This window comes from Paenibacillus sp. N119s (assembly GCF_059447605.1).
Map to the genome: position 1 here is coordinate 1 of NZ_JCAJRU010000449.1, position 1,254 is coordinate 1,254.

A 1,254-nucleotide genomic window follows, 5' to 3' on the forward strand; every position below is an offset into this window, starting at 1 on the left:
GAGACACTTCGACAGGCCGCCGCTTGCTATTCCAACAGCGTCAGGATACAAAGGACACCTTCCCCGGATTCTATGATATTACAGCAGCCGGACATTTGACTTCAGGCGAAGATATGTCTCAGGCGGCTCGTGAGCTGGAGGAAGAACTGGGTATTCATGTTCCCTTTACCTCCTTAACACCGCTGATGACCGTTCGATATGAAAGTAAAGGCACCGCCCAGGGCATCTCTTTTTGGGATCGGGAGGTCAGCTCGGTGTTTGGACTGCTGTCCAACCAGCCCCTGGAAGCCTACAGTCTTCAGCAGGAAGAAGTTTCCGGGCTGTACGAGGCAGACCTTGACCAGGCACTGGCCCTGTTTGAAGGCCATATTCCATTTATTGAAGCCCAAGGTATTACGTCGGGGCCGCACCCGGAAAGAACTCGCCGCCTGATTACACCAGATCAATTCGTGCCTCACAAAGCAGGCTACATTACAGCTATATGCCGGGCTCTGATGGAACTTCCCTCACAGTAGTCCTTATGCTATTCTCCGGCTGACATATATTTGCCGATAATGCCTTCATACCGCCAGCCATACCGGGTTGACAGCTCGCTGCCCATATCATGCTCCAGCTCATACAGAATAAGATCCTGAGCAAAATGATCCAGCAGCAAACCTGTCATCACCGGATGCTCGGTTATAAGCGCCTGTGTCGGGCAATTCTCTCCCCGCATCCCCAGCATGCACCAACGCCGATCAATAACAAAAGAAAACTTGCGCCCTGACGGTTCCTGAACTTCCGTACCAGACGTACCGGGTAGCCACGGTTCAAGCATACTTTCACCGTTGTCACAGGACCATAGCAGACGCACACCCCGACTCTCGGCGTTTTTCAACGCTTCTCGCAGCAATTCGGCTTCCTCGCGCCACAAATTCAGTACAATCTCGTGCTTGGCTCGCTCCAGCTCACGTGTCAGGCTTTCCAGTACCTTCCGGTCACCTTCCACGTTATAAAAGGCCGGTTGGGCTGGTTCTGTTCGTGGCATTTCCTTCTCCACCGCCAGCAGGGATGCTCGCATCTGCCCTTCGATTATTCGGGTCAGTTCACCCGGTGGCAGCATGCTGTAGCGTACAGGCTCTCCCGCGCTGGCTCTGAGATATCCCTGTCCGGCCAAACGCTGCAAAGCTGCGTACACGTTGGAACGCGATGCCCCTAGACGCTTAGCCACTTCATAGCCGGAAGCCGCATTTTGTCTCGAAAGCTCGACCATCA

General features: G+C 53.9%; 2 protein-coding genes. One reads left to right on the plus strand and one right to left on the minus strand.

Annotated features, from left to right (window positions below):
• The coding region (locus AC5V8P_RS25645; protein ID WP_495474063.1) for an NUDIX hydrolase at positions 1–515 on the plus strand (515 nt) is incomplete at its 5' end.
• 8 nt (positions 516–523) lie between these two features.
• On the opposite strand, the gene AC5V8P_RS25650 is transcribed toward AC5V8P_RS25645, so the two are convergent.
• A complete protein-coding gene (locus AC5V8P_RS25650; RefSeq protein ID WP_495474064.1) occupies positions 524–1,252 on the minus strand; it encodes a TrmB family transcriptional regulator in 729 nt (242 codons plus the stop codon).
• Positions 1,253–1,254 lie beyond the last annotated feature (2 nt).